The 23,396-nt window shown below is 66.5% G+C and carries 24 protein-coding genes and 2 tRNA genes; 16 read left to right on the top strand and 10 right to left on the bottom strand.

The window, feature by feature from the left end:
• Nucleotides 1-39 precede the first annotated feature (39 nt).
• The 10 genes from WD184_09070 (at nucleotide 40) to WD184_09025 (ending at nucleotide 7,741) form a co-directional block, all read left to right on the top strand.
• Nucleotides 40-1,956 (top strand): S9 family peptidase, encoded by a 1,917-nt coding sequence (locus WD184_09070; GenBank protein ID MEX0826882.1) that lies wholly within the window; start codon nucleotides 40-42, stop codon nucleotides 1,954-1,956.
• Between the two features lie 9 nt (nucleotides 1,957-1,965).
• Complete coding sequence (locus WD184_09065; GenBank protein ID MEX0826881.1) at nucleotides 1,966-2,880, top strand: branched-chain amino acid transaminase; 915 nt, start codon at nucleotides 1,966-1,968, stop codon at nucleotides 2,878-2,880.
• 8 nt (nucleotides 2,881-2,888) lie between these two features.
• The gene (locus WD184_09060; protein ID MEX0826880.1) at nucleotides 2,889-3,338 is read left to right on the top strand and encodes a hypothetical protein; all 450 of its coding nucleotides are present in this window, start codon (nucleotides 2,889-2,891) and stop codon (nucleotides 3,336-3,338) included.
• Nucleotides 3,335-4,099, top strand: coding sequence for a fumarylacetoacetate hydrolase family protein (locus WD184_09055; GenBank protein MEX0826879.1), 765 nt, complete (start codon nucleotides 3,335-3,337; stop codon nucleotides 4,097-4,099). The genes WD184_09060 and WD184_09055 overlap by 4 nt, the downstream gene beginning before the upstream one ends.
• Nucleotides 4,096-5,523, top strand: a complete 1,428-nt coding sequence (gene gltX, locus WD184_09050; protein MEX0826878.1) for a glutamate--tRNA ligase — start codon at nucleotides 4,096-4,098, stop codon at nucleotides 5,521-5,523. Before WD184_09055 ends, gltX begins: the two co-directional genes overlap by 4 nt.
• Nucleotides 5,524-5,671: 148 nt before the next feature.
• Nucleotides 5,672-5,746 (top strand) — tRNA-Gln (locus tag WD184_09045).
• Nucleotides 5,747-5,767: 21 nt separating this feature from the next.
• A tRNA-Glu gene (locus WD184_09040) sits at nucleotides 5,768-5,843 on the top strand.
• Between the two features lie 362 nt (nucleotides 5,844-6,205).
• Nucleotides 6,206-6,856, top strand: coding sequence for a hypothetical protein (locus tag WD184_09035; protein MEX0826877.1), 651 nt, complete (start codon nucleotides 6,206-6,208; stop codon nucleotides 6,854-6,856).
• 44 nt (nucleotides 6,857-6,900) lie between these two features.
• Complete coding sequence (locus tag WD184_09030; GenBank protein MEX0826876.1) at nucleotides 6,901-7,416, top strand: GNAT family N-acetyltransferase; 516 nt, start codon at nucleotides 6,901-6,903, stop codon at nucleotides 7,414-7,416.
• 97 nt (nucleotides 7,417-7,513) lie between these two features.
• A complete protein-coding gene (locus WD184_09025; protein ID MEX0826875.1) occupies nucleotides 7,514-7,741 on the top strand; it encodes a hypothetical protein in 228 nt (75 codons plus the stop codon).
• 74 nt (nucleotides 7,742-7,815) lie between these two features.
• Here the strand turns inward: WD184_09025 and WD184_09020 are convergent, their stop codons facing one another.
• The 7 genes from WD184_09020 to cofC all read right to left on the bottom strand — a co-directional run bounded on the left by WD184_09020 (nucleotide 7,816) and on the right by cofC (nucleotide 12,820).
• Nucleotides 7,816-8,703 carry a fructose bisphosphate aldolase gene (locus tag WD184_09020; protein ID MEX0826874.1) on the bottom strand — a complete coding sequence of 296 codons (888 nt, stop codon included), beginning with the start codon at nucleotides 8,701-8,703 and terminating at the stop codon, nucleotides 7,816-7,818.
• Nucleotides 8,704-8,819: 116 nt separating this feature from the next.
• Nucleotides 8,820-9,494 carry an alpha/beta fold hydrolase gene (locus WD184_09015; protein MEX0826873.1) on the bottom strand — a complete coding sequence of 225 codons (675 nt, stop codon included), beginning with the start codon at nucleotides 9,492-9,494 and terminating at the stop codon, nucleotides 8,820-8,822.
• 84 nt (nucleotides 9,495-9,578) lie between these two features.
• Entirely contained in the window at nucleotides 9,579-9,797 is a 219-nt protein-coding gene (locus WD184_09010; protein MEX0826872.1) for a hypothetical protein, read from the bottom strand.
• 6 nt (nucleotides 9,798-9,803) lie between these two features.
• Complete coding sequence (gene merB, locus WD184_09005; protein MEX0826871.1) at nucleotides 9,804-10,247, bottom strand: organomercurial lyase; 444 nt, start codon at nucleotides 10,245-10,247, stop codon at nucleotides 9,804-9,806.
• 75 nt (nucleotides 10,248-10,322) lie between these two features.
• Complete coding sequence (locus tag WD184_09000; protein ID MEX0826870.1) at nucleotides 10,323-11,048, bottom strand: SDR family NAD(P)-dependent oxidoreductase; 726 nt, start codon at nucleotides 11,046-11,048, stop codon at nucleotides 10,323-10,325.
• Nucleotides 11,049-11,100: 52 nt separating this feature from the next.
• The gene (locus WD184_08995) at nucleotides 11,101-12,222 is read right to left on the bottom strand and encodes a saccharopine dehydrogenase C-terminal domain-containing protein (protein ID MEX0826869.1); all 1,122 of its coding nucleotides are present in this window, start codon (nucleotides 12,220-12,222) and stop codon (nucleotides 11,101-11,103) included.
• Between the two features lie 4 nt (nucleotides 12,223-12,226).
• Nucleotides 12,227-12,820 carry a 2-phospho-L-lactate guanylyltransferase gene (cofC, locus tag WD184_08990; protein ID MEX0826868.1) on the bottom strand — a complete coding sequence of 198 codons (594 nt, stop codon included), beginning with the start codon at nucleotides 12,818-12,820 and terminating at the stop codon, nucleotides 12,227-12,229.
• A gap of 118 nt (nucleotides 12,821-12,938) precedes the next feature.
• Here cofC and pyk point away from each other — a divergent pair, with 118 nt between their 5' ends.
• Nucleotides 12,939-14,378, top strand: a complete 1,440-nt coding sequence (gene pyk, locus WD184_08985; protein MEX0826867.1) for a pyruvate kinase — start codon at nucleotides 12,939-12,941, stop codon at nucleotides 14,376-14,378.
• Between the two features lie 54 nt (nucleotides 14,379-14,432).
• Nucleotides 14,433-14,741, top strand: a complete 309-nt coding sequence (locus WD184_08980) for a hypothetical protein (protein MEX0826866.1) — start codon at nucleotides 14,433-14,435, stop codon at nucleotides 14,739-14,741.
• A 19-nt stretch (nucleotides 14,742-14,760) separates the two neighbouring features.
• Here the strand turns inward: WD184_08980 and WD184_08975 are convergent, their stop codons facing one another.
• On the bottom strand, nucleotides 14,761-16,815 hold the full coding sequence (locus WD184_08975) for a VanW family protein (GenBank protein MEX0826865.1): 2,055 nt from the start codon (nucleotides 16,813-16,815) through the stop codon (nucleotides 14,761-14,763).
• Nucleotides 16,816-16,973: 158 nt separating this feature from the next.
• On the opposite strand from WD184_08975, the gene WD184_08970 reads away from it, so the two are divergent.
• The gene (locus WD184_08970) at nucleotides 16,974-17,759 is read left to right on the top strand and encodes a PD-(D/E)XK nuclease family protein (protein ID MEX0826864.1); all 786 of its coding nucleotides are present in this window, start codon (nucleotides 16,974-16,976) and stop codon (nucleotides 17,757-17,759) included.
• Between the two features lie 43 nt (nucleotides 17,760-17,802).
• On the opposite strand, the gene WD184_08965 is transcribed toward WD184_08970, so the two are convergent.
• Both WD184_08965 and WD184_08960 read right to left on the bottom strand, forming a co-directional pair.
• Nucleotides 17,803-18,501 (bottom strand): HD domain-containing phosphohydrolase, encoded by a 699-nt coding sequence (locus tag WD184_08965; GenBank protein MEX0826863.1) that lies wholly within the window; start codon nucleotides 18,499-18,501, stop codon nucleotides 17,803-17,805.
• Nucleotides 18,502-18,632: 131 nt separating this feature from the next.
• Complete coding sequence (locus WD184_08960) at nucleotides 18,633-19,610, bottom strand: DNA recombination protein RmuC (GenBank protein MEX0826862.1); 978 nt, start codon at nucleotides 19,608-19,610, stop codon at nucleotides 18,633-18,635.
• Nucleotides 19,611-19,854: 244 nt separating this feature from the next.
• Between WD184_08960 and WD184_08955 the strand changes: the two genes are divergently transcribed.
• The 3 genes from WD184_08955 to WD184_08945 are packed head-to-tail and all read left to right on the top strand — an operon-like array spanning nucleotide 19,855 to nucleotide 23,392.
• On the top strand, nucleotides 19,855-21,300 hold the full coding sequence (locus WD184_08955) for a GTPase domain-containing protein (GenBank protein ID MEX0826861.1): 1,446 nt from the start codon (nucleotides 19,855-19,857) through the stop codon (nucleotides 21,298-21,300).
• Nucleotides 21,297-22,541: a GTPase gene (locus WD184_08950; protein ID MEX0826860.1), complete on the top strand. Its 1,245-nt coding sequence runs from the start codon at nucleotides 21,297-21,299 to the stop codon at nucleotides 22,539-22,541. The genes WD184_08955 and WD184_08950 overlap by 4 nt, the downstream gene beginning before the upstream one ends.
• A complete protein-coding gene (locus tag WD184_08945) occupies nucleotides 22,538-23,392 on the top strand; it encodes a hypothetical protein (protein ID MEX0826859.1) in 855 nt (284 codons plus the stop codon). Before WD184_08950 ends, WD184_08945 begins: the two co-directional genes overlap by 4 nt.
• The last annotated feature ends 4 nt before the right edge of the window (nucleotides 23,393-23,396 follow it).

Genomic DNA, 23,396 nt, shown 5'->3' with positions numbered 1-23,396 from the left:
GGCTCTTGGCTCTTGCCTCTTGATTAGCCTGCGCTGTCGATGACCGACCTGCTGTCCTTCGCCACGCTGTCCGACCCTCAGATCTATGCCGACGGGAAGCGCGTCGCCTTCGTGGTGTCGCGGATGAACTTCGAGGACGACCGATACGACCGTGAGATCTGGCTGTGGGATGGGCAGGCGGCGCGACGCTTCACCCACGGGCCGGGCGATGTCCGGCCGCGGTGGTCACCGGATGGATCCCACCTCGCCTTTCTCAGGACCTCCGCGAAGGAGGGCGACAAGGCGCAGGTGGCCGTGATGGCCGCGGCTGGGGGCGAGGCGACCGTGCGCACTTCGTTCGCTCTCGGGGCGGCCGAGGCCGAGTGGTCACCCGACGGGTCGATGCTGGCGGTGGCGGGCATCGAGTGGCGATCGGGGTGGGCCGAACTCGACGACGACGGCCGCAAGCGCCGGCCCCGGCGGATCGGCGGCGCCGGTTACCGGTTCGACACCCAGGGCTGGCTTCACGACCGCCGGCGCAACATCTACCTGGTGGATCCATTCGCGGGCGAGCCCCGGGCCCTGACGGAGACCGACTTCCTCGACGGCGGCCTGGTATGGCGTCCGGACGGGTCGGCGATCGCATTCATGAGCCCTCGCCACCAGCGGGCGTTCATCGACACCGGCTCGCAAGCATGGGAAGTCGATGTCGCCGGCGGCGACCCCCGGCCCCTGGTCGACGTCGGGAACTGGACCTCGGTCCACTACCGGCCCGACGGTGCGGTCCACCTGATCGGGATGCCCGACCTGTGGAGCTACCCGGGCGTGGCGGCGCTGTATCGGGTGGAGGGCGACGGGCTCGTCGAACTCGCCGAAGGCCTCGACCGGTCGTTCGCGCCGCCGGCGCCGGCGGTGGCACCTGGGGGACCGCAGTGGCTGGCCGACGGCTCGTGCCGCATCGTCGTAGAAGATCGTGCGGTCAATCGGGTGATCGAAGTCAGGCCCGATGGCTCGTGGACAGACGTTGCCGGAGGCGAGCGGGCGATCACCGGGATGACCACTCGCCCCGACGGCTCGGCGATGGTGCTCATCTCCACTTCGGCGACCGACCCGGGCGAGCTCCGCTGGTTCGAGGACGGCGAAGAGCGGACGGTCACCTCGATCAACGACGAGTTTCGTGACGGGCTGATCGCCCCTGAGCACATCGTCGTGGAACACGACGGTGGAGAGCTCGATGGGTGGGTGTTTCTCCCGGAGGGTGATGGTCCCGTTCCCGTACTCCTCAACATCCACGGCGGCCCCGCCACCCAGTACGGGTGGGGCTTCTTCGACGAGTTTCAGGAGTACGCCGCGGCGGGGTTTGCGGTGGTGGCGTGCAATCCGCGTGGCTCCAGCGGCCGGGGCACCGAGTTCGTGCGCACACCGGTGGGGCGCTGGGGTGAGGACCGCCCGCCGGACCTCGAGGACGTGCTGGCGGTGCTCGATGCCGCGGTCGCTCGGTTCGACCGGCTCGATCCCGAGCGAATGGGGGTGATGGGCGGCTCGTACGGCGGGTTTCTCACCGCCCGCATCGTGGCGGTCGACGACCGATTCCGCAGTGCGGTGCCCGAGCGGGGTCTCTACTCGTTCACTTCGTTCGCCGGCACATCAGACATCGGCTTCCGGTTTCCCCGGATGTACCTGGGTCAATGGAAGTACGACGACTGGACCGCGCTGTGGGAGGCGAGCCCGCTCTCGCGGGCACATCAGATCACCACTCCGTGCCTCGTGATCCATTCCGAGAACGACTTTCGCTGTCCCATCGAGCAGGGCGAGCAGCTGTTCGCCGTCCTGGTCGACAACGGAGTGGAGGCCGAGATGCTGCGATTCCCCGAGAGCAGTCACGAGCTCTCGCGTTCGGGCAAACCCAAGTACCGGCGGGAGCGGTTCGATGCGATCATCGACTGGCACCGTCGATACCTCGATGTGTCAACATAAGGGGACTACATGGAACCCACCCGCTTCATCTGGTTCGACGGCGAACTCGTTCCGTGGGAGCAAGCGACCGTCCATGTGCTCGCCCACGGACTCCATTACGGGACCGGGGTGTTCGAGGGGATTCGCGTCTATCACACGTCGGAAGGAGCGGCCGCTTTTCGTCTCGGCGACCACATGCGCCGCATGGTCCACTCGGCCAAGGCGTTCCGGATTCCGTTGCCCTACACCGTCGAGGATCTTTCGAAGGCGGCCCTCGAGCTCGTCAGGGCGAACGAGATGCACGTCTGTTATCTGCGCCCGATCGTGTTCCTCGGTGCCGGTTCGCTGGGCCTCAACCCCACCGGAGCCATCAGCCACACTTCGATCGCCGCGTGGGAGTGGGGCGCTTATCTCGGCAAGAGCGCGCTCGAGGACGGGGCGCGGGTGCGGGTGTCGTCCTGGCGCCGCATCGGCCACGAGGCGCTCATCCCCAACGCCAAGGGGACCGGCCAATACATCAACAGCGTGCTCGCCAAACAGGAGGCCGTCACCGCCGGCTACGACGAGGCGCTCATGCTCAACTACGCGGGCTACGTCGCCGAGGGGAGCGGGCAGAACGTCTTCCTGGTGAGGGACCGCACGGTGTCGACGCCGCCGAGCACGGCCGGGGCGCTCGAGGGGATCACCAGGGACACGGTGATGAAGCTCCTCGCCGACGACGGATACGAGGTGATCGAGGCCCAGGTGACCCGCTCTGACCTGTACTACGCCGACGAGGCGTTCTTCACCGGCACGGCCGCCGAGGTGACCCCGATCCGCGAGATCGACGATCGGCCGGTCGGCGAGGGCCGCCCCGGCCCGATCACGAGGCGCGCTCAGCAATTGTTCAAGGAGGCGGTCACCGGCGAACTCGAGCCGTACCGTCACTGGCTCGAGTACGCGTAGGAGTTCTGGTGGGTCAGCAACCGAACATCCCGATAACTGTCGCCGACCTGCCCCGGGCCACCGCCAAGCCGGCGGCAGCCCGTCGGTGGCGGCCCGATCGGCCTGGAGACCTCGTATCGCCGGAACAAGTTCCCTGGGGTGGGCCGTTTGGGACGCCCGGGCCCGACACCGGGTACGCCCTCAGGCTGCTTCGCCGCCGCGCCATCGAGGTCCCAGCAGGTCTGCAGGATGACGTCGAAGCGGCCTTGATGGCCATCATCAGCGCCCGGTCGTCTGCACTCGGCCGCGCACCTGTAGGCCCCGACATCGATCTAGCCATCGGCCTGCTCGACCTGCCCGCCGGTGCCGAAGCAGTCTCCGGTATCGCTCATGACCACTCGCGCCTCCGGCGCCTGGTGGAGGCGATTCCCCGCGACGTGCTGATGGGCCCGATGGGGGGGAGTGGCGGCGAGTCGTGAAGATCGTGCGGGTGCGCATCCAGGGTGACGAGATCGTCTACGGGGTGGCCGAGGCTGAGGGGATCACCGTCTACCGGGGGACTCCGTTCGTGGCCTGGGAACCCACCGAGACGATCATCCCGTTCGAGGAGGCGCATCTTCTTGCGCCGGTGTTCCCTACCAAGGTGGTGTGCGTCGGGCGGAACTATGCCGAGCATGCCGCCGAGTTGGGCAATCAGGTGCCGGATGATCCGGTCATCTTCATCAAGCCCTCCACCTCGGTCATCGGCCCGGGTGCTCCCATCGTCCTCCCCAGCGAGGCGTTGGATGTTCACCACGAGGCCGAGCTGGCGGTGGTGGTCGGCAAGGTCAGCCGGCACGTGGCCGCCGAGGACGCCGCCGCTCACATTCTCGGGTACACCGCCGGCAACGACGTGAGTGCCCGCGACCTGCAGAAGAAGGATGGTCAATGGGCCCGGGCCAAGGGGTTCGACTCGTTCTGCCCGCTCGGCCCCGCCATCGAGACCGAGCTCGACCCCGCTGGTCTGCGGATCACCTGCGAGGTCAACGGCGAATTACGCCAGGAGGGTTCGACCTACGACATGGTGTTCGGAGTCGCCGAGATCTTCGCGTTCATCTCCCGGGTGATGACGCTGCTGCCAGGCGACGTGATTCTGACCGGCACGCCTGCTGGCGTCGGCCCGATCGTGCCCGGTGACCGGGTCGAGGTCACAATCGAGCGAATTGGCACGCTCGCCAATCCGGTGGTGGCGGGCTCGTGACGGTCCGGGTTCGGTTCGCCCCGTCTCCGACCGGCCATCTCCACATCGGAGGAGTCCGCACCGCGCTCTACAACTGGCTGTTTGCGCGTAACCGCGGTGGGGCCTTCATCCTGCGCTCCGACGACACCGACACCGAGCGCAGCGAGGCGGAGTACCACGAGGACATCCTCAGCGGGCTCCGCTGGATGGGCCTCGATTGGGACGAGGGTCTCGAGGTTGGCGGCCTCCATGGCACCTACCGGCAGAGCGAGCGGTTCGACCGTTATCGCCAGGCCGCCGAGCAGATGGTCGCCGCGGGCCACGCCTATTACGACCTTGCCACGGCGGAGCAACTGGAGGAGTCGAGGAAGGCCGCCCAGTCCGAGAATCGTTCACCGGCCTATCGCGGCGAATACCGCGGTGACGGAGTGATGCCGGGCAAGCCGATCCGGTTCGCCATGCCTCGGCCTGGCGCAACCGAATTCGAGGATCTGGTGCGGGGCTCGGTGCGGTTCGACCACGACGACGTCGACGACTTCATCATCCTTCGGTCCGATGGAACGCCCACCTACCACCTGGCGTCGACCGTCGACGACGTCGACTTCGGCATCACCCACGTAGTGCGCGGCGAAGACATTCTCTCTTCGACCCCGAAACACATCGCTCTCACTACAGCATTGGGTGCGCCTGCGGCGACCTATGCCCACCTCGCCCTCATCAACGGGCCCGATGGCAAGAAACTGTCCAAGCGGCACGGGCACACTTCGTTGCGGGCTTACCGCGAGATGGGCTATCTGCCGGAGGCGATGAGCAACTACCTGGCGATCCTCGGGTGGTCCCCCGGGCCCGACGAGGAGATCGTGTCCCTGAACACGATGGTCGAGCGTTTCGACCTCGCCGACGTCTCGAGCAACCCGGCCGTGTTCGACCTCGCCAAGCTCGAGTGGATGAACGGCGTCTACATCCGGGCGATGGCCGTACCCGACTTCGTCGGGCGCTCGCTGCCGCTGATCGAGGGCGGCCTGGGGCGCACCCTCGATGCGGGTGAGCGCACCCTGTTCGAGGCGGTGGCTCCGCTCATTCAGGAGCGGGCCAAGCTGCTGACAGAGGTTCCCGAGCAGACCCGCTTCCTGTTCACGGATCCGATCGAATATGACCCCGGTTCGTGGGACAAGGTCATGACCAAGCCGGAGGCGGTGGTCGCGGTCGAGGGAGCCCTGGCGCGCCTCGGCGCACTCGCGGACTGGTCGACCAGCGCCATCGAGGAGGCCCTTCGCGGCATGCTCGACGAGCACGGCCTCTCTGCCGGCAAGGGCCTCCAACCGATCCGGGTCGCCGTCACCGGCTCCTCGGTCAGCCCACCCCTGTTCGAGTCCCTTGAAGCCCTCGGCCGCGAGCGTTCCCTGGCACGCCTAAAGGAAGCCGCGGGCCGCCTCCGAGGTTGATGCCAGGAAGGCTTGCTCGCGAGCACCGGTTGAATCAGACGGCGGACTGACGCGCAATTGCCAATTGCCTATTGCCAATTGCTCTTCGGCCCGACGCGAAAGCCGCAGGTTTCCCGACACGTCTGACGCGTTACCATTCCGCCCGCCTTCGGGGGTGGTGTAATTGGCAACACAGCAGGTTCTGGTCCTGTCGTTGGGGGTTCGAGTCCTCCCCCCCGAGCCAGGCGGTTCATGTGGACCGCATGGCCCCGTCGTCTAGCGGCCTAGGACGCCGGCCTCTCAAGCCGGTAGCGGGGGTTCGAATCCCCTCGGGGCTACCAACTACATACCCGGCCGGACTTCGGCGGCTTCGCCGCCGAACAGACGCTGGTCCGGCCTCCTCCGCCAGATGGGGCCCCAATCCCATGGCGGCCGTGGTCGCGGTGTTCGATCCCTACTCGGGATCTAACACCGTCTCGGTTCGGGTTGTTTTATGTCCGCCTGGCGGCTGGCGTTCGGAGACTGCGCGTGGGGGCAGTCGAGGTGTCGGCGGGTTGCGCGGAGAACGTCGAATCCCCTCGGGACCCATGTCGAAACATCGCCGCCAGTGTCGCGTTCAGCCTCGTGGTGTACGGATGAGGTCACGCTGGCTGACAGGGATGCCGGTCACCCGAGCAGGAGTCGGCTCCGATAGCCTGACCATGTGGAGTCAGAAGTCGCTCGCCAAGTCGTTGCAGACCTTCGCTATCTGCGCTCGACGTGGACTCTTCGGGAGGTTGACGACGACTTCCTCCGCCGTGACAGCACCGTACTGAGACGCCTCATGATCGATGATGGGGGGCTGCTGAATCGGTATCGCTCCGAGCTCGGGCTCCGGGGGCCCGTCATGGTGACTTCACCCGATCTGGACAGGTTCCTTGATGGCCTTGCCATGAAGGCGGTGCAGTTTGCTGTCGCTGGCGGGGCGACACACGGCGGCGCGGAGGTGGGGCCCGTTCTCCGGTACGCCGGGGTCATGCCCGCGGAACTGATCCGCCGCCGCCATGCTTCACATCGCGGACCACCCGAGGTGACCTGGGCCCTCACTCGATACCTGCGCGAGCCATGCGCTGTCGTTGATGGCAGTCGAATCTCGCGCCAGCACCTGATTCAGTACATTTCGAACAAGATGGGCGGTGTCCATTGGGATCCTCACAGGACCGACACCAAGGCCAGGGAAGCAGCTTTCGTTGCCCTCGACTCGCTGACCACTAGGGCAAGCCTGGTTGGGAAAAATCCTGTCTACTTCGAGCTGCTCGCCGTCGGCCAGTGCCTCGTCAAGTCTCCTCAGGTCACGACTCTCCTCGACGAGTGAACACCACCTCGGGTGACATTCCCGCACGCTGGCGGAGGGTGGTAATGAACACCACCTCGTTTCTCTACGCTGCAGCAATGGCCCACACGATTCGCCCCGCCTCACCAGGTGATGAGCCATTCCTGATCGAGATGCTGTATGAGGCGCTGTATGTGCCGTCTGGCATGCAGCCATTCCCGAGAGATGTCTTGGATCAACCGGACTTGGCCCCCTATCACCGTGACTTCGGGCTTCGTACTGGTGATCGGGGAGTTATCGCCGAGGATGCCTCGGGCACAGCCATCGGTGCGGCCTGGGTTCGACTGTTCGACAATTCCGCGCCGGGCTACGGCTTCATTGACGACTCCACCCCAGAACTCTCGATCGCGGTCATTCCCGATCACCGTAACCAGGGCGTTGGGAGCGATCTACTTGTACGGCTTCTGGACGGGTTAGAACGGTGCAGTCTCTCGGTCGATGAGAGGAACCCCGCGGTCCGTCTCTACGAGCGCTTCGGATTCCGGGGGATCTCGCGAGATGGGCGCTCCGTGAAGATGCTTCTGTCCGGGGAGTTCAGATAGTCGCCGACTTCTGATGACATTTCCGCACGCTGGCTGAGTGCGCCGACTTCACCCATGAGCCGAGTAGGCGTACCTTGAAGTACGGAAAGGAAGCCGCGTGATACCCACCGTCTTGCTGCTGGCATTGGTCGGAGGGATCGCGCTCCCACGACGCTTGGTGTTGGTCGGCGTCGGAGTCACTCTCGCGTGGGCCGCAATCGTTCTCGCTCAGGGTTCGGTTGACTCGTTCGCAGGCGTTCTCAGCTCTCTTGCGCTGGCAGCCGCCAACGCGCTCGTGGTCCTGGTTGTTGTAGCAATCGTGCGTGATGCCTCGGTCAGCTACTGACTCACGACACCCTCTCGGGTGACATTCCCGCACCCTGGCCGAGGGGACGGTCCTGGCCTGGGGGCAGGGGTCGCCTACGTGATCGAGGCCTCGTAGATCGACTCCACGGACGCTTCGAGGGCAGCGTCGAACTCACTGTCGGACTGGTCGAAGCGGAGGCCCTCGGTGAATGCTCGTGAGAAGCTCGCCACGACGCCACTGTTGCTCGCAAGACGTGCATTGGCTTCGTCCCGTGAAAACCCTCCCGACAAGGCTGCCACCCGGAGGACTCGCGGGTGCTCTACGAGACTCCGATAGAGGTCGGCCTCCTCGGGCAGCGTGAGTTTGAGGATCACCGACTGGCTGGACGAGAGCTCGTCGAGACGCGACAGCAGAGCGTGCTTCAGCAGGAGTTCTACCTCCGACTTCTGTGGGCTGTCTATGTCGACTTCCGGTTCGAGGATGGGGATCAGGCCGGCATCGAGTATGCGACAACCGATCTCGACTTGCTGGTCGACGACCGCATTTACCCCCCCGGGGTCGGCAAGCCTGACCAGCGAACGCATCTTGGTACCAAACACGCCCTTCTCCGTGGCACGCTCGAGGAGCGACCCGAGGTCCGGTATCGGGTTCATCCGGCGGCTGCCGTCGGCCATATCCGCGAGGCCTCGATCGACTTTGAGGAACGGAACGACACCCTTGACCGACCAGAGGTACTCCGCCGACGCGCGGCCAGCGATCTCGCTGTCCATTGTCCTCTCGAACAGGATCACCCCGATGATCCGATCACCTGTGAAGCTCCGACTCGTGATGATGCGAGTTCGCATCTCGTGGATGAGATCGAACATGTCATCCTCGGTGGGGAAGCCGGCCTCAGCTATCCCGTAGTGTTCCAGCGCGCCGGGTGTGCTCCCGCCGCTCTGATCAAGCGCGGCGATGAAGCCCTTCCCGACTCGCAGCCTCTCCAACTGCTCTTCGTTCATCCTGCGTGATTCTGGTCGACACCACGGGTCAAGGTCCTGTGTCGCCGCAAAGGACCCCGATCTCGGATGACCTTTACGTACGGTGGCCGACGGGGCCGACTTTTGCTCCGAGGGCACTACGCGGTGAGAAAGTCGTAGACGGCTGATGCGAACTCGTCAGGCTTGGTGCTGTGCACATGGTGGCCGGCCTCGATCGTTACAAGTCGTGCGTCCGGGATCCGACTCACCATGTCCGCCAACTCTCCCTGATCGATGAAGCTGTCGCTGCCGCCTCCGACGACGAGTGTGGGGGCGGTGATGTTGGGGAGGTCGGTCCACCATCCAGGGTCTGGGTTGTTGAGTTGGTGGATGATCGGGCCGAGTACCGCCCAGTCGAACAGCACTGGTTCGGGAGCCTCGGGAGGTGGCGCCGAAACCTGCTCTCGACCTGAGGGGGGCGGGGTGTCTTCGAGCACCAGGCGGTCAAGTCGGCTCGGCCATCGTTCGGCGAACAGAATTGCGACCGTGGCTCCCATGGAGTGTCCGATCAGGTGGAACCGGGAGAGTCGGAGGGCATCGGCGAAGTCCCGAACGTCATCTCGCATCAACTCAAGCGAGTAACTGGCAGGTCGGCTACTGCCGCCGTGCCCCCGCAAGTCCAGGGCGATCATCCGGTACGTGTCCCCAAGCCGCTCGATGATTGGCTGCCAGTCACTGGACGACCTGCGCATGGCATGCAGAAGGAGAATCACTTCCTTGCCGCCGCCGGTGTCGACATAGGAGAAGGGACCCGCCCGGAGCTCAACTTCCATCGGCTCAATCCTGACAGATGCCGCCCCCGATTGGGGCACAGCCTCTGATGACATTTACGTACGCTCGCCGAGGGGAGGGTTTACTCACCCTGGCCTGCGAATGCGCCAGAACTCGGAGTCGAGGCCCAATTCGTCGAGGATGCGCTGGCCTTGTTCCGGCGTGCGGGGATGCCAGTTCGGGGAGATCCGGTCACTCCACCAGGCATGGGCGAGTTCGTTCAATGTGGAGACCGGGATGGTGGCTCCTGGAGTTCGTCCTCCCAGCCATCGGCCGATGTGTTCTTCCGACCGGAAGAGGTTCATCGTGCTTCAGGTGAATGCGATCTCGTCCCACCACGACGAGGCAGGGACAAGGCAGTGGAACCACAACGTATCGTTGTCGGGACGCCCGGCCTTCACTTCGATTTCGATCGGGTCGCCACAATCAGGACAAGACGCCTCAATGTGACCGTCTGCGTGGAGCGCGGCGAGGACTCCGAACGCATCCCAGGCGCAGTTGGCATACCACCATCGACCGTCTGCATGTACTCGGTAGGCGGTGGGTACCGCCGAGAATGGGTTGGCCATGCGGATCTCGTCCGCCTTGTCCTGGAGTACCAACGCATGGTCGGCATGAAGCCGCCGCCAGCCGGCTACAACCTCCTCTGGCGTCCGGTTCAACTTTTCGGCGACATCGCTCACCGTCGGAGCTCTGCCGAGCTCGACGAACAATCCGTAGGTGGTGTTCCGAAGGGAGCGGTCATCCTCGTTCATCTCACGATGTTGGCACAGCCGGAAGGCACACGAACGCGGAACCAATCGCCGCGCGGCCGAGCGAGCGAGGCCCTCTTACGTCTTCCCGTAGACCGGGACCATCGCGCCGTTGATCACACCGGAGGTGGGCGATACGAGGAACTCGATGACGGCGGCGATCTCCTCGGGGGTGGGCCAGTCGACGTAGTTGGCAAATGGCACCACCTCGCGAAAGGCGGGCGTGTCGATGAGTGAGGGGAGCACCACGTTGGCGGTCACCTCCGAGTCGCTCACCTCTTCGGCGATGGTGCGCACCAGGGCGATGACCCCGGCCTTGGCCACGTTGTACATGGCCTGACCGGCGGGTGGATCTACTGCCGATCGACTTCCGATCATCAGGATCCGTCCCCAATCGGCATCGCGCAGGTACGGGAGGGTGGCGCGGACTGCGTTGAATGAGGTGCGGAGGTTCAGGTCGATCATTCGATCGAAGCGGACGTCGTCGGTCTCCTCTACGTCGCGGCCTCCGGCCCAACCGCCCACCAGACAGGCGAGCACGTTGATCTGGCCGAAGGTCGACGCCACCTCTTTGATGAAGCTGTTGACGCTCTCAGAGTCGGTGCAGTCGACTCGCTTCAACAGCAGCCGGTCCTCCGGCATCCGTAGAAACTCCTCGACCTCGTTGGCTTCCTGCGGGACGAGATAGGTGATGGCCAGCCGATGACCCGAGGCGGCGAGCCGATGCGCCACCTGTCGGCCCAACCCTCCGGTCCCCCCGGTGATTACGGCAACGGCGTCCTGAGTGGTTTGAGTCTCCTTCACCGGGTTCATGGTAAAGCAAGTCGCTACCCGCTACCCGCTTCCCGCTACCGGCTCAAGGCCAGGAGTCCACCCGCACTCCTACCGGCTCCAGTTCCCGGATCATCGCCTCGGCCGGGACTGCCCCGTCCATGGTCACCGCCCCGCGGGTGTCGACCTCGCCGGTGAGGAGTAGGTGAGCGAGGGCGGTGGCGGGGAACGCGGTGGTGCGGGCAAGGGCGGAGAAGGTTCCGTCGTGTCGGTCGTCGACCTGGTACCCCACGGTACGGCGCTTGCCGTCCCGGGTGGCGGTGGCCCAGACCCGCACCAGGACCACATCGTCGGCGCCGCTGGGAAGGTGTCGACGGAGCGCCTCGAGCAGCACGGTGCGCGGGGCGATCCCGGAGTCTGGCTGGGGTTCCTCGGAGAACAGACCTACTTCACGCATCGCCCGTAGCGGGTTGGCGTGGCCGGGGAAGCGGAGGGTCTTGTAGTCGAGTTCAGTCACCTGTCCCTCCCACATGCGGGGGAGAGACGACGAACCACCGGCGGTGTGAAACGCTTCGAGCGGCCCCCAGCCCGGCCAGGCGACATCCTCGGTCTCGGTTAGGGGTTCGACGGTGGCGTACTTGCCGCCGGCGAGGATCTCGCAGGGCTCGTCGTACTCGTTGACCAGACCGGCGGGATTGAATGCCAGCTGGTAGCCGAGGGCGCCGGTGGGGACCGCGGGGAGCGCCCCCACCCGAAGCCGGACCTCGTCGATCGGGCCGTCACCGAGCGCCTCGACCGCGCCCACGGCGAGCACGTTGGCCATTCCGGGGGCAAGGCCGCAGTCGGGGACCACGCCGACTCCGGCCCGGCGAGCGGCGGCGTCAAGCGTCAGCTGGCGGCCGACGATGGTTGGGTTCCCTCCGAAGTCGAGGTAGTGCGTTTCCGAATCGATCGCGGTTCGGGCGACTTCGAAGCCGAGGGCATACGGAACCGCGGACACCACGAGCTCGACCCCTTCGAGGAAGGCCCTCAGCGCCGTAGGATCGGTCGCATCGAGGATCGATCCGGTGGCTCCGGACACCGTGGCGGCTTGATCGACTGCGGTTCGGTCGACGTCGGCGATCACAACCGAGTGGCCGCGGCGGACCATGTCCCACGCCGCGGCCCGGCCGACGATTCCTGCACCCAAGACTGCGATCTGGCTCATGCGCTCAGGATAGGAAGCGGCGCAGCCATTCCCCGGAGGGGAGCCGCGCGACCGAGTGGAGGTCCGACAGGGTGTCGATCTCGAGGGCGGTGCCGGGGCGGATCACCACCTCGACCTCGCAGTCGGCCGCCACCGCCAGGTGCCGGTGGAACGATGCCGGCCCGTAGCGGAAGTCGAAGTGCCCCGTGGCCCCCAACAAGTTGGTGCCACCATCCCGGGACGGGGCGAGGACGACTCCGCCCCGCGCCAGCAAGTGACCGACGTGGGCAATGTCCTCTGCCGAGAGAAGTGGAAGGTCGCCGTGGACGACGAGCCACGGGCCGCCTCCGGCCTGGGCGGCTCCGTGGGCGGCCGCAGCATCGAGACTTTCACCCGAGGTCTCGACCAGCACGTCCGCCCCGAACGCAGCCGCCCAGGCGCGCATGCCCTCAGAACCGGTGACGACGAGGGGAGTCAGCCCTCCGTCCCGACACGCGATGATCACGTGCTCGGCAACTGCCTGGGTGAGCGACGACCGATTCTCCGGTGAAAGGTCGAGCCGCCCTTTCGCGTCGCGAAAGTCTTTGAGAGGAACGATGGCAAGCGGCCGGTGGGGCATGGCGGGGAGGGTAGATATCGGACGAAGCGTTACTACCAGCCCGGATTCCCGAAGGCGTGGCCGGCCGGAGGCCGCCCGGAGGCGGAAGGCGGAAGGCGGTGCGGCCTAGATTGGTCCGATGGCCCGCAAGACCAAGATCATCGCCACGCTGGGGCCGGCCAGTTCGTCACCCGAGGTGATCTCACGAATGGTGGCGGCGGGCATGGATGTCGCTCGTCTCAACTTCTCCCACGGCACCCACGAAACCCACGCGTCCCTGTTCGCCGCGGTGCGGGCAGCCGCCAAGGAGCAGGGTCGCACGGTGGCGGTGCTGCAGGACATCCAGGGTCCCCGGGTGCGGGTGGGCACGTTTCCCGGGGGCTCGATCGAGTTGCGGGCCGGGGACCGGGTTCGGCTCGAAGACGGCGTCGGCGAGTGCACCAAAGGAACGATCCTGGTGCAGCATCTCGCAGCCGTCTCTCCTCAGGAGGGCCAGCGGGTGCTGCTCGCCGATGGCATGGTCGTGCTCAACGTGCGCGATGTCGACAAGACCGGGGTCGTCGCCGAGGTGATCGAGGGCGGCACCCTCTCGGACCACAAAGGGGTGGCGTTCCCCGGGGCGGGGGCCGGCCTGCCCGTGATCACCGAAAAAGACGAGCTGGACCTGGCGTTCGGCCGTGAACTGGGGGTCGACCTCCTCGCAGCCTCGTTCGTGACATCGGGTGCCGATATCCGGCAGGTGAAGGCCCTCGCCGGCGACACGCCGGTCATCGCCAAGATCGAGAGGGCCGCGGCCTATGCCAACCTCGACGAGATCGTGATTGCGGCCGACGGAGCGATGGTGGCCCGCGGCGACCTCGGGGTGGAGATCGGCTTCGAACCGTTGCCGCGGATTCAGAAGGAAATCATCGCCCGTACCAATGCCGTGGGGGGTGTATCGATCACCGCCACCGAAATGCTCGAGTCGATGACCTCGTCACCGCGCCCCACTCGCGCCGAGGTCACCGACGTCGCCAACGCGGTGCTCGACGGCACCGACGCGGTGATGCTTTCCGCCGAGACCGCCATCGGTAAATACCCCGTGCGGACGATCGAGGTGATGTCGGCGATCTGCCGCGAAGCCGAGGCGAGCCCGGGCTATCCGGCGGCGCCTGCCTTTGAGCTCGTCGGTGACAACCCCGTGCCGGCGGCGATCGCCGGTGCGGTCGCCGATACTGCGGCCAGCCTCCACCTCGACACCGTGGTGGCATTTACCGAAAGCGGGGACACAGCCCGGCTGGTCGCCCGCTACCGGCCGAACGCCCGGATCGTCGCCTTCACTTCGATTCCCACGGTGTGTAACCGGCTGGCGATCGTGTGGGGGGTGACCCCGCTGCTTTTCGGGCGGTTCGACACCACCGATGAGATGATCGCCGAGGCCGAGAGGATCCTCCTCGAGAAGGGCCTCGCCGTGGAAGGAGACCGCATCGCGATGGCGGCGGGCATTCCTCCCAACCAGCAAGCGGCCACGAACCTGCTCAAATTGCACGTAATCGGCAGTGAGTCGTCGGGCGTGCCGAGCGGTTCCCGGCCCACCTGATCGGGGGGGCGACGGGACCGCTTACGATCGACCAGCAATACGAAGGGGAGTCAAATGGGCCAGACCATCAAGGTGCTCGGTACGACGGTCCTCGACGGCGTCGCCATCATCGACACCGACCGGAGTATCACGGGTCAGGATGGGTCCAGCTACGCCTCTGCCGGTGACACCTCCGACGATTTCCCCGGACAGCTCGCTGCCCGCCTCTTCGAGGGGGTCGAGGGCGTGAACCATGTCTTCATAGCCTCGAACCAGGTGGTGGTGGGACGCGACGGCGGGTGGGATGGCGGCACCCTGTCGGCCGCGAGCGAAGTGGTGACCGAGTTCTTCGTGTTCTACGACGAGGCAGACCCCGCCTCCTGAGGCCCGGGTTCCCGATCCGTTACGGATCGGGTTCGTCGGGCGCCTCGTAGACGCGGAGGGTGACCACGACTTCACTGCCCGGGTCGAGCCAGGTTTCCGCCGGCACGCTCTGACTATGAACGGTGTTGTCGCGCTCAGGGTCGTCGGTCGGCACCGTGTTGTTGGCCACGCGCATCACGAGGCCCACGGCCTGCAACGCGTTGTTGGCCTGGTTGCGTGTGAGGTTTCGTAGGTCGGGCACCTGCTGGGGGCATTCGACCGATGCGTCGTACTGGATGTGATCGGGCGGCAACTCACATGGGTGGACCGCGATGATGATGGGGAAGGGGCGGTAGGTCCATGTCCACCTTTGCACCTTGGGTTCGCGGCCATCGGGGTAGGTGATGGTGCGGGTCACGGTCGCGGTGAATCCGGGGCTGCCGTCGTCGCGTTCTTCTTGCGAACCCGGAGGAACCGAGGTATCGGGCTCGAAGTACTCCACTGGATCGGTGAAGTTGGATCGTTCGGACACCTCCTCGGTGACAGTGATTCCCCCGTTGTCGCCGAAGAACTTCACGCTGACGCTGTCGCCGGTGTGTTCGGTCTTGATGTAGACCGCGGCTTCTGTGTTGTTGCGGAACTTCACGTCGGGGGTGGGGTAGCCGAGCGTCGCCTCCCGGACCATCGGGTACCGGGTGATGAAGAGGCTGTGGGGCGTGTGCTCCACGTCGTCGAGACCCGACCAGAACACCGCGTTGTAGATCGTGGTGGCGAACTGGCTGACGCCCCCGCCGACGTTGGCGGGGTGGTCGCAGCAGTACACGATGGGGCCGATGATCGCCCCGGCCACCCGGTATCCGTCGTCGAGGGTGCGCTGTCCAACGTGCTCGTTGAGCGAGAACACTTCCCCCGGCATCACGATTGCACCGTTCACTTCGTCGGCGATCCGATGGATGTTGACGATGCGGTTCTGGTTCTTGAAGTCGCCGCCAGCGGTGAAGAAGGTGGTGGCGGTGTAGAGGAGGTTGCGGATGCCGAGGGCTTCGGCATCGGCGGTCGTGAAGGACGGGGGAGTGCCCTCCCTGACCGGCAGGGGAGCCGTCCTGGTCACCGACGTGGCGGCGCGCATGATCGCGTCGGGAAGGGCGGGGTCGTCGACTTCCACCGCGTTGCTCCCCGGGAGGATCATCGGAATGTCGTCGGGGCGAATCACCACCTGGGCGTCGACCGGATCGGTCTCGACCTGGTCTCGGATGGGGTTGAGGTACTGCACCAGCGGCCCGATCTGGAAGAAGAGCTCGATCTCCGGGTCGTCTGCCGTGCCAACCAGGCGCGTCGCGATGGACGACGCGAGGACCTCGCGGGGGAAGGTGAGCGAGGTCTGCGGCACGATCTTGGCGAGGGTGACGGGCTGCGCGACCATGAGTTGGGCTCGTGACACGAGCAGGTCGATCTCGTCATTGGTGAGCACCGGGACACGAAACTCGGTTTGCGCCACTACCGCGTTGCGGCCGCCGAAGATCTCCGCCTCGATGAGGTCGGCGGTCGCTTCGAAGTTCAACCCGGTGCCCGACTTCGGGTAGACGGCGCTCACCTGGCCTGCCTCGACCACGATGCCACCCTCGGTGGACGGATCGGTGATGGCCTGCGCTTCCCAGGAGCGAAGGACGGCCATCAGGGCTTCCCGGTTATAGGTGGCAGGTACGTCGACGGCGCTGGTGGAGGAGCCGACAAGATTGCCGAGCCACCATTGCATGTCGCGAATCAGGCCACCGTCTCTCCCAACCTTCATCGCCTCCTCGACCACAGCCGCCTCGTCGATGTCGTAGCCGACGTCGGCGGGAACCAGGGTGAAAGTGGTGTTCTGCACCCGCACCGCGATCGGCTCGGCGCCGAGCGCGGCCTCGATACCGAGGATCGCCTGGCGGGCTTCGGACTCGGTAAGGCCGCCGACGGCGACGTCGCCGATCGTCACGCGGCCGAGAATCTCGCCCCCATCGCTGACCCGGTCCATGGCAAAGACGACACCGAGCCACATCCAGAGGATGACAAGCACGGCGGCAATGATCAGCGTGATCCGTAGGGGTGGTCGCATGGTTCCGATGCCGCGGGGGAATGCCGATTGTACCCGGGGTCGAAAACAGTCAACCCGAACCCGATGCGTGATCCAGGCGGTGTCTTCGGGACAGGATGGGTCGTGCTTGCTTCGCCCACCCCGGGGAAGGCAGTCCGAGGTGGATACCATCCGCAGCAGTGGCTCTCGACCCTCCCATTCGTTTCCCGGAGGTGCCTCCCGGCGAGGACCTCGTGATCTCGGCGACGACCTACGTGAGTTTCGAACGCTGTCCCGAACAGGCCGCCGGGAGGATGCGAGGGGTGTACGGCCCGGAGTCGAGGGTGTCGTTCGTCGGCGGGTTGGCCCACCGCATCTTCGCCCGGCACTTGAGCGGCGGCCCGATCGCGGCGGATGCGTTCGAGTCTGCCTGCCGCGAGGAGATCGGCGGCGGGATGAACCCCAAGCTGAGTGCGCTCGGGCTGAAGCCGAGTGCCCTCGCCGGGGTGATCGAAGAGGTCGGTCAGCTCTACGACCGCTTCAAGGCGATGGGCACCGAGGGTTTCGAGGGGGCGGAAGTGGATCTCGAAGCCACTCCTGCCGCAGGAGTCCTCCTACGGGGGAGGATCGATGCGGTGTTCGATGAAGGTGTCGCCGGTGTCCGTCTAGTGGACTGGAAGACGGGCGGCCTCGGTGACCCCGGCGTTCAGCTGGCGTTCTACGCCCTGCTGTGGGCGCTTGACCGGGGAGAGATCCCGGGCAAGGTCGAGGCCATCTCGGTAGGGAGCGGCGAGCGGGTCGACGAGGTGCCCACCCGGGCGGGGATCGAGGAGACGGCAGCCAGGACGGCGAATATGGTCGCGGTCCTGCGGGAGGCTTTCACCGACGGGCGCAGCCTCGACCGGGTGGCAGGCCCGTGGTGCCGCTGGTGTCCCCTGCTCGACGAATGCGCCGAGGGCCAGGCGACCACGAAGCTGTTGGAGTGAGTCAAGGGTCAAGAATCAAGAGCCAAGAGCCAAGAGCCAAGAATCAAGAGTCAAGGAGTGTGCTGACCGAATCTTGATTCTTGACTCTTGATTCTTGGATCTTGTCGAAGGGGTCGGCAGGCAGGGGGGCACTCGCTCCGGGAAGGGTGATCGTCGCCCCATCGAGCCTCGCTTCCAGCAGCTTTGACAAGCCCCGGGCCGCGTCCGGATCGAACTGGCTTCCGGCGCAGCGATTGATCTCTTCGACCGCCAGCGATGGGGGCAGCGCTGGCGCGTAGGGGCGATCGGAGGTGATCGCGTCGTAGGCATCGGCAACCTGCACGATGCGCACCGGCATCGGTATCGAGGTCAGGTCCACCCGATGCGGGTAACCCTCGCCGTCGAACCGCTCGTGGTGATACAGCACCGCCGCCGCCACATCCCGATGGGTGAGGTCGACGACGAGGCGGTGGCCCTCCTGCGGGTGATTGCGCACCACCTTCCATTCGGTGGAGTCGAGGCCGGCCGGTTTCCACAGGATGGCCTCAGGGATGCCGAGTTTGCCGACATCGTGGAGAAGGCCGCCGAGGTAGGCGCGGTCCACCTCGTCGGTGGTGCCGCCCAATTCGGCGGCGATGGCGGCCGCCATGTGGCCTGCGCGCAGTCCGTGGTCGGCGAGGGAACGATCGCGCAGCCGCATCACCTCCAACAGCTTCTGAGTCGCTGCCGATTCGGCGGTGTTGATGGTCGTCCCGGGAATCACAAGGCGCGATCTCCTGGGGTCTGGGACCCTGCAAGGTGGTCGGTGAGTTGTGACAGTTGGCGCCCCGTTGGTCGGCGGCGTCAGGTTACGACCGCGAGTCCCTGGAACCGTGGCTTTCCAGAAACGGCCGTTCAGGCGACCCGGTCCGCATCGAACACCGGGACCCGCTCGGGGTGGGGCAGGGCGACGATTGGCGCAGGCGACTTGACCGCCTGGCGTCCGAGGTGGTCGGCCATGCGGTTAATTGCCGGAAGAACCCGTGTGGCCGCATTCCCGACCGCCTGGTTGTACGCCTCCACTGCCCCACCGAGGGCTCGCCCCAGCTTGGTGAGGTGCTCGGCATGCTTGTCGAGGCGTCCGAGTAGTTCCCGGGTGTCTTCGAGAACCTCTCGCGTCGCCGCCTCCTGATTCACCGTGAGCGCGTGGTGCTTGAGGAGTTCGAGAACCAGCCCAAGGGTTCGGGGTGATGCCGGATGAACGCCCAGCGCGAGTGCCTCGGAACCGAGGTCGGGTACGGCGTCGAGTGCGGCCTCCCACGCGCCTTCGACCGGCAGGTACATGACCACCGGTGCAAAGGTGGTGCGAAGCCGCGACGGATAGTCGCGGCCCGACAGCTCCCTCACATGGCGGCGAACGGCGGTGGCATGGGCCTTCAGGTGGCCGGCGCGAGCGTCGTCGTCGCAATCGACGGCGCGTCGCAGGTCATCGAGGGGGGCCTTTGCGTCGATGACGATGGACCCGCCGTCGCCGAGATGGATGAGGGCATCGGGTCGGCCCCCGGGGAGTACCACCTGCGTGTCGAAGTCGAGGCCGTGCGCCAGGCCCGCCTTCTCGAGCAGCCGGCGGAGGGTGACCTCACCCCAGGTGCCGCGCCTGCCCGAGTCGTGGGTGAGCAGGTCGATGGCCGACCGGACCGTGGACGAGTCGCGGGCGCTGTTCTCGAACCCCATCTCCACCCGGCCCATCAGGCGACCGATATCGGAGTGGAGCGCCCGGATTTCTTCGGGGCTGACGGTCTCAGGCATCGGGGCGCGTCGCACCACGATGGCGAGGGCCAGCAAGATTCCGACGACCGCCACTGCGGCCACAACGGTCAGCGCCACGGTCACTCGATTCCTCCTGTTTGGGGCATGACCGCAACATATGTGTTGGGTGTGACAAGAACGCGATGCGCCTCGCTTTGCTTGGCCGCGATTGGCGATTGGCGATTGGGAAGAGGCCTCGCTTTGCTCGGCCGCGATGCGCAATGCGCGACGCGTCGGCAGGCTCCCGCGGATGGCGGATGGCGGTTGGCGGATGGCGGTTGGCGGAAGGCCGCAGGCCGTCCGGCTCTTTCCATGCCACAATCGCCGCATGCCCGACCACGCTCTGTCACCGGACCGGCTCGAGGGGATCGGCGAAGCCCTCGGCCAGGCCGACCTCTCGATTCTCGGTGAGCGGGCCGAACGACTTCGTCTCGACACCGGCCGGATGGTCACCGAATACCTCGTCCCCCGCCTGCGTGATCCCGACGGCGCCGTGGTGGTGGCGGTGGTGGGGGTGTCGGGCAGTGGCAAGTCGACCATCGTCAACTCGATCGCCCGCCGCCGTATCAGCGCCGAGGGCACTCGTCGCCCCACGACCACCGAGCCGGTGGCGTGGACCGGGTCGCGCCTTCCCCCAACGCTCGACGCGCTGCGGCGGCGACTGCCCGGCCGCCTCGTCGACACCCTGCGACCGCCACCCGAAGGCATCGTGCTGGTCGACACCCCGCCCCCTGGCGTGCTCGACGACGAGGGCGACTCGATCGCCGGGCAGATCCTCTCCGTCGCCGACGCCTGTCTATTGGTGGCCGGTTCGAGCCGATATGCAGACGCAGCCGGGATCGAGCTCGCCGACCGTGCCCGCGATCGGGGCATTCCCACCGTTTTCGTGCTGAACCGGGTGCCGGCAGGCACCGAACTGAGCTCGGTTCTGGTGGCCGACTACGCCGACAAGCTCGCCGGGCGTGGCCTGCTCGTGCGTCCGGACGCCGAACTCATCGTCACGATCACCGAGGGCCCGGTGTCGCCGGACGGCGGAGGACTTCCCGGTGAGTGGATTGCCGGGATCCGCAAGGAGTTGGAGGCACTCGTTGACCCATCGGCGCGATCAGCCTTGGTTCGGCAAGGTCTGGCGTCCGCCGAGAGTCGGCTGACCGTCTCGTTGTCACGACTGCGCGAGATGCTGATCTCGGCCGAGACCAGGCGCATCTCGCTGATCGACCCCGCCCGGATCGCGTATGGCCGCGCCGCCGCGGAAATGGTGCGCGACCTGCGGAGCGGCGCCTTTGCCGAGACGGGAACCGACCGCGAGGCGTTCGTGGCCGCGCTCTCGTCCGGGGCTGCCCGCCGTGCCGGCCGCGCCGCACGGACAGTGGCCGAGCGGTGGGAGGCTCTCGCATCCGATCGGCTCGACGCGGAGATGTTCGGGCACAGCCCGGAGATTCCCGCTGCGGCCCGAGAACGGCTCGAATGGTGGACGGCCGACCTGCCGAGCCTTGCCCAGGAGGTTTCGGGGCGGTCGGTCCGCCGCCGGAAGCGGGACCGATTGGTGGACACCATCCGCCGAGCCGCGGTCGATCCCCGTTTCAGGCCCGACCGCAAGGCGGCGCGCCTCCTCGATCGTCACCAGGGCATCGTCGTCGCCGCCCGCCGGCGTCTCGAAGAGGAGTTGAAGGGCATCATCTACGCCGACTCGATGCGGTTCCTCGAACGCGCCGGGGCGGGATCGCCCGATGGGCTGCTCGCCAAGATGACCGTCGCCGGGGGAGGCGAATGACCGACGTCGTGTCGATCGTCGACGGACTCGACCTTGTAGTCGGCTTGGCCCGAGATCACCTCCACCCTGACGACCTGCGGGCGGCGCGGACGTCGGCCCTTTCGGCCCGGAGCCGGGTGGGTCACCTCGGATCGACCTTGGTGCTTGCGCTGCTCGGGGGGACGGGGGCCGGCAAGTCGAGCCTGTTGAATGCGCTCGCCGGTCGGCGGGTGGCATCGGCGAGCGCGGTGCGCCCGCACACAACCGAGCCGCTGGCGTGGATTCCCCGTGACGCCGAGTCTTCGCTGCGCCTGCTACTCGACCGCCTCGAAATCGGCAATCGGGTCGCCCAGGATCGCTTTGCGGACCTCGCGGTCCTCGACATGATCGATGTCGACTCGATGATTCTCGCCCACCGTCGCCGGGTCGAAGAACTGCTCCCCGCGGTCGACGTGGGTGTCTGGGTCTTCGATCCGATCAAGTACGCCGACGCCGTGGTGCACAAGGACTTCATCGCTCCCAACGCCGGCGCCGCCGACCGGTTGATCTTCGTGCTCAATCAGATCGACACGGTGGCCGTCGATGAACGCGAGATGGTGCGGGCCCACCTGATCGAACTGCTGATCAACGACGGGATTTCTCATCCGGTCGTGTTCGAAGTCGCCGCCGCGCCGCCATCGGGCGAACCGATGGGCATCGAGGCGTTGGTCGAGCACCTCGGTGATCGACTCGACGAGAAGCAGGTTCATTTGGGACGAATCGTCGAGGACATTCGCCGGGCCACCCGGGCGTTGGCGGGTGCAACCGGTGTCACCAAGGGGGGTTCCCTCGACTTCGAGAAGCGCTGGGAGGGCTTCCGTGCCACCGCCGTCACCCAACTCGCCCTCCACGGGCCGACGGTGGCGGTCTATGAGGAGGCGCGACGGTCACTCGATCAGCTGATCCTCCGTCTCTCGGCAGATGCCGGCGGTCCGTTTGGTACACGGATCAGGCAGAGCTTCAGCCCTGCCCGACTCGATGCCGAGCTCCGAGGGGCAATCGAGACGATGGAAAGGGTCGTACCCCGAGAGCCCGGTGCGGCGGTGGTGCCGGAGCGGCAGGCGGCGGCGGCCGACATCCTCGACGTGGAATTCCAGGCCCGGATTGGGGCGCCGCTACGAGAGATCATCTGGGAGCGTGCTTCACTCTCGGCAGTGTTGGCCGGTCTCACGGTCGACGCATCCATGGCCGAATCCGAGATCCTGGCGGTGGCACCCGAATGACCGACTGGCTCGATTGGCCCTCCTACCGGCGCCTCGGGTCGCTGTTGCGGGCGCCGGAGGGAGGAGCGGCCGAGATCGGATCTCACGCCGCCACCGATCTCGCCGACTTCGTCGAGGCCCTCAACCGGTACGCCCCGGAGTGCTATCCCGCTGCCATCGAGGCGATCGCCGACGAGATCGTCGAACGGCAACCGGCGCTGGCGCCCCTCGTCGCGCTGGCGAACGCGGTCCTCCTGGCCATCGAGGATGGCCCGGCGGTGGTCGCCGCCGAGGCGCGTGGCTTCCAGAAGCGTCTCGCGGCATCGCTGGAGATTCTGTCGACCGTCGGGGCGGCGCTGATACCCGAAGGGGGGTCGGTGCTCACTTACGGAGGCTCCTCCTCGGTTCGGGCCGCGCTTGGAGTCGCTCGGGACAAGGGGATCAGGGTGGTCTGCTCAGCTTCTTCCGGCAGCGGTGAGGGCCACCTGATGGCCGCAGACCTGAACAGCACCGGCCTCACGGTCGAGGTCGTCGACGACTCGATGGTCCTCGAAGCCCTCTATGCCGTCGACCTGGTGCTCGTCGGTGCCAATGCTCTCGGCCCCGACGCCGCCGTGACCGTGGCCGGAACTGGCGCGCTGGCGAAGGAGGCATCAAACCGCGGGGTACATGCGGTCGTCCTCGCCAGCGCGGACAAGGCCTTGCCCACTCCCTTGTTCGACCGGGCCTCCGCCGCCGCCCTCGTCTCACCGATGCTCGAAGTGGTTCGGCTCGTGTCGTTCGATTCGATCGTGACGGAACTGGGCGTGCTCGACGCGGACGGAGTCAGGCGACTGGCCGACGCCAAGGTGGTTGCCGCCCGACTGGCGTGACCCG

This window comes from Acidimicrobiia bacterium (assembly GCA_040878325.1).
Classification (GTDB): Bacteria; Actinomycetota; Acidimicrobiia; order Spongiisociales; family UBA11373; genus JAUYIV01.
The sequence above is the reverse complement of the archived record's forward strand: the minus strand, read 5'-3'. Positions and strand labels throughout refer to the sequence as shown.